Consider the following 4,805-nt stretch of genomic DNA (forward strand, 5'->3'; position numbering starts at 1 on the left):
CCCGAGACGATCCAGCGCTCACCGACGGCCTGGCCTTGCAGCGAGATGCGGCGGTCGGCGCCGGCCAGGCCGCGCGCGGCCTCGGCCCCGGCGGGGCGCTCGGGGAACAGCGAGCCGTTGGTCGAGGCGGCGTCTTCCAGGCCCAGGTTCGGCGCGAACGCGCCGACCTTCACCTTGAAGGGCGCGTAGTTGTACTGCAGGTAGATCTCCTGCAGCTGGCCCGCGCCGTCGGTGCCCGAGCCGCCGAAGTCCAGCAGCACGCCGTAGTCGAAGTTCTTGAACGCCTTGCCGTCGACGCCCAGGCGGGCGCGGCGGAAGTTGGTGCCGCTGTTCAGGTCGCGGCCGACCGTCGAGGCGGGCAGGCCGCTGTCCTGGTTGTACCAGGTGGCGTCCAGCTGCATCACGGCGTGAATGTTGGCGCTGAAGGCGCCGTCGCCCGAGGCGATGGTCGGCTTGCCGTTGGCGACGCTGACCGTGGTCTGCGACTGAACGGTGCGAACGTCTTTCAGGCTGGCGGCCGTGGCGGCCTTCAGGTCGGCGATCTGGCCGGACAGGGCTTCAAGCTGAGCCTCGAGCGCCTCGATGCGGGCTTGCTGCTGCTCGGGCGTCTGAGCGGTCTGGGCGTGGGCCGCGCCGCTCATGGCCCCCGTCATGGCCATGAGCGAGGCTCCGGCGATCAGGGCCGTGCGCAGGGCGGCCCGAGTGGCGCTGTGGGTTTTGGTCATGGTCTTCCCCTCTCGACGCCTGGTTCGGCGTCGCCGTTGACTGGGACAAAAGACGATTATTCCTAGGTGTTAAATAGAGATAAGGGCGCGGGGCTTTGAGTTTTCCTTCAGGCCCGGGATCGACGCACGGTCAAGCTGCTGAATCCAAAACGAAAAAGGGCCCGCGCCGAAGCGCGGGCCCTGTTCATCAGTGTTCGTCATATTCGCCCCTGAAGTCCAGAGGCGGCCGAAAGGCTAGAACATAGCCCGGCCGGTAAGTTTAAGATTGTAGCGCTTCTGCTTCTTGGCCGCTTCGGCGTTGGCCTCGATCGCCAGATAGGACATCGGCGTGCCGGCCCGCAGGGCGAAGCCCAGGGTCACCGCGCCGTCCTTGTCGTTGGCCGCCGCCAGGGTGAAGGGCGTGCCGCCGCCGGTGTATTGGGCCACGGTGTCGCCGATCTCGCCGGCCAGCAACTGGCGATAGCCGACCCGCACTTCCGGACGCCACCACAGGTCGCGGCCGAAGTCGGCGCCGAACACCACGCCGACGTCGCCGGTCAGGCTGTCGGATTTGCGCTTGTGGACGATCTGGTCGAAGCCGTCGCCGCCGCCCGATTCCTTGCGCTCGCCTTCGCTCAGATAGAGGTAGTTGAGGTAGGCCTCGGGACGGACGAAGTAGCGGCCGGCGAACTTGGCCTCGTAGGCCGTGCCCGCATAGGCGTTGAACGTGTAGCCGTTCCACTTGGCGCTGTTGTGGCGCTGGACGTCGGACGCGCCGTCGCCGTTCAGGTCGCCGGTGTTGAACGTGCGGTCGCCGTCGTACCAGCCGTATCCGCCGCCGCCGCCGAGGTTCATGCGCCAGCCGCCGATCGCCCGCCGCCAGTAGGCGCCCAGCTGGACGAAGTTGCCGGTGGTCTGCTCGCCCACCTTGGCGGCGATGTCGTGTTCCTCGACGCTGACATAGGCCAGGGTCAGGCCCAGGGCTCCGCCGGCGTCGCCCATGGCTTCATAGCCGCCGACGAAGCCGAAGGCCTGGGTGTCCGAACCCATGGTGTCGTCGGTGTCGCGCCGCACCAGGGTGTTGATCTCCTGGATCCACAGGCTGTCGGGCCCGTAGCGGTCGCCCGGGTCGGGGCGGAAGGCGGTGGCCGTCGAGATCGCTTGGGTCACGTTCTGCATCGCCGCGAAGAAGCCTTCGCCCTGGTCCGGCATCATCTGATCGTAGAGACCCAGGAAGCCGTCCTTGGTCGTCTGGGTCAGATAGGCCGAGGCGATGTCCTTGTCCTTGCTCAACGCCGCGAAGGTGGCGTCATAGGCCGAGGACTGGGCCTTGTTCATGCCGATCTCGCTGGAGGTGCGGCGACGAACGTCCAGATAGACGTTGTTGGTGTCGACGCGGCTGCTGGCCACGTACAGGTACGGCGTGCCGCCCAGCAGGTCCTGGCTGATCGTGCCGGCGGTCAGGGTGCCGCCGGTGATGACGGTGTAGCTGGTCGGGGCGGCCAGCAGGCTGGTCAGCCGCAGGCCCAGCTGAGCGCCCGAGGCGATGTTGACCGCGCCGGAGGCCACGATGTGGGTGTTGGTGCCGGCCGTCGGATCGGCGGTGAACAGCACCTTGCTGTCCGCGCCCAGGGTCAGGCTGGTGATGTTGATGGTTTCGGCGTTGGCCAGGCCCAGCGAGCCCTTGCTGACATTGACCGCCAGCCGGCCGTCCGAGTCGCGCAGGGCGCCCAGCACCGCGGCGCCGCCGCTGATGTTCAGCACGTCCGCCCCGGCGCCGAACTGGATGTCGCCGACCACGATGCCGTTCTGGACGTTGAAGGTGTCGGCGCCCGAGCCGAAATTGACCGCGCCCAGGATCGACGGCTCGTCGACGTCGTCCACGCCGTCGCCGTCCACGTCCGAATCGGCGATCCCGTCCTTGCCGTCGTCGCCGTCGTTGACGCCGTTCTGGGTCAGGGTGACGCCGGTGGTGTTCTTGCTGACGTCGATGGCGATCGCCTTGCCGGTGACCACTTCGTTGCTGGACAGCAGGTCGGCGTCGTCTTTGTCGTCGGCGTCGTCGGTGGCGATGACCGAGGCGGTGATCTTGCCGGTGTTGTCGATGGTGGTCAGGTTGCCGGAATTGTCGATCACGCCGTAGGCGTTGCCCTTTTCGCCGCCGACGGTGGAGGCGATCGAGCCGGCGTTCTTCAGGGTGGTCACGGTGGAGCCGGCGTCGATGGCGACGGCGCGCGCATCGAACTGGCCTTCCGAGATGCTGAAGGCCGAGATCGCGCCCTTGTTCCAGATCGTCGGCGCGCTGGCGCCCGACTTGATCTGCAGGCCGGTGGCGTTGGCTTCGTAGGCGGTGGCGGTGACCGAGCTGTCGACCCGCACGCCGCCGGCGATCGTCGTCGTCTGGCCGGCGTTTCCGCCGATCTGGATCGCGGTGGCGGCGATGCCGTCATAGACGCCGTTGGCGGTGACGCCGCCCTTGGTGATCAGGCCGTAGGCGTTGTCGCCCGTGCCGACCGCGCCGATGGCGACCGAGCGGGTGTCCGAGCCGATCAGCAGGGCCGGCGCCCCGCCGTAGGTGACCAGGGCCGCGGTGCCTTCGCTGGCGTCGGCGACGCCGTCGCCGTCTTCGTCGGTATTGGCCGTGTCGGTGTCGAGCGGGGGCGCGTCCAGCAGGACGCCGCCGCCCACATTGGCGGTCACCCGCACGGCCGAGCCGCCTTGCAGCAGGTCGTCGGCGTCGAGAATCGCGCGCAGTTCCTTGGTGGCCGGTCGCGTGGTGTAGCGATAGCCGGTCGTGGTCACGCCGCCCTGGACGACGAAGGCGCCGCTGACGTTGCCGTCGATCGCCACGCCGGTGGCGGCCAGACCGGTCACCGTCGTGCCGCCGTTGATCGACACCTTGCCGGTCACCGGGCCGGCGACGTGGACGCCATAGGTTCGGTCGCCGATGACGCTGATCGTCCCGCCCGTGGTCAGGTTGCCGACCAGGCCGGTCTCCAGAGAGATGGCCGCCGAATCGTTGCCCTCGATCGTGATCGAGCCGGCCGAGCCCTGGACGATGTCGCCGGTGAACACGCCGGGGCCGACCAGGCGGATGCCGTAGCGGTTGGAGCCCTTGGCGAACGGACCGTCCAGGTCGCCGTCGGGAGCCGCCACGCCGGCCGAGTTCTTGTCGTCGTCGGTCGGGGTGTAGTCCTCGGTCAGGCTGATGATCGCGTTGTTGGTCACCGAGCCCGTCGTGCCGCCCTGGATCAGGACGCCGGTCGAGTTGTCGACGCCGACGGTCGTCAGGCCGTTGCCGCCGATCGTGACCTTGTTATTGCTGTTCACCGTGATCAGCGGACCGGCCGTGGTCAGGGTGATCCCGCCCCCGGTGTCGACCTTCACGTCGTCGGGGCCGCCGGCGGCCGTCGCCGTCGCGGTGGCGATCGGCGTCGTACGCGCCGTGTTGATGACCGTCTCAGCATAAGCGCCGAACGCCATGGCCAGGAGAGGAGCGGTTGCGACTGTCGCGACCAGGACCTTGCGCTGCATTACGAACGACACCTCGGAGAGAAACCCAGACCCCAGATTGCGGCACGTTGCGGCGAAATTGCGGTGCTTTCCGCCATCGTCGTGCTTCTGAGCGTTTGACGGTCTATCGCAAGCGTTCACAGGGCGCCATATCTGCTTCACCGAATCCTCCCTCCGCCGCAAAACGAGTCTGCCGCATGCCGATGGCCTCGCCGTCCTCGTCAGCCCGTTCAGATGGGCCGCTCAGCACCCCCCTGGGCGTGTGGGGGGGCGTGCTCGCGGGGCCCGGGGCCCTTCTGGCGTTGGCGGCGGCGGGCGGAGCGAACGCCTCGGCGGCGGTGCCCCTGGCCTTGATCACCGGCGTGACCGGCTATGTTCTGGCCCGCCGGCACCTGAACCGCCCCGTCGACGCGGCCGCCCCGGCTCCCGCCCCGGCCCTGGTCGACCAGCCGCCGCCGTTCAGCCTGATTCTCGAAACCTTGCCCGATCCGTTGATGGTCATCGCCGCCGAGGAGGCCGACGACCTGACCGGCCGGCGGTTCGTGTTCGCCAACGCCGCGGCCCGGGACCTGTTCAAGCTGCAGCCGC

3 protein-coding genes are annotated in these 4,805 nt (G+C 68.6%); 1 reads left to right on the forward strand and 2 read right to left on the reverse strand.

Going from position 1 to position 4,805, the window contains the following annotated elements; genetic code table 11:
* Together AC1DZ6_RS19180 and AC1DZ6_RS19185 are read right to left on the reverse strand one after the other, a co-directional pair.
* Positions 1–725, reverse strand: a 725-nt coding sequence (locus tag AC1DZ6_RS19180; protein ID WP_477098737.1) for a porin, incomplete at its 3' end; no start/stop codon positions are given.
* Positions 726–959: 234 nt separating this feature from the next.
* On the reverse strand, positions 960–4,238 hold the full coding sequence (locus AC1DZ6_RS19185; protein ID WP_477098738.1) for an autotransporter domain-containing protein: 3,279 nt from the start codon (positions 4,236–4,238) through the stop codon (positions 960–962).
* Positions 4,239–4,489: 251 nt separating this feature from the next.
* Here AC1DZ6_RS19185 and AC1DZ6_RS19190 point away from each other — a divergent pair.
* Positions 4,490–4,805: PAS domain-containing protein (locus AC1DZ6_RS19190; protein WP_477098739.1), on the forward strand; the 316-nt coding region annotated here is incomplete at its 3' end.

Source organism: Caulobacter sp. P1_B12_2, from assembly GCF_056406675.1.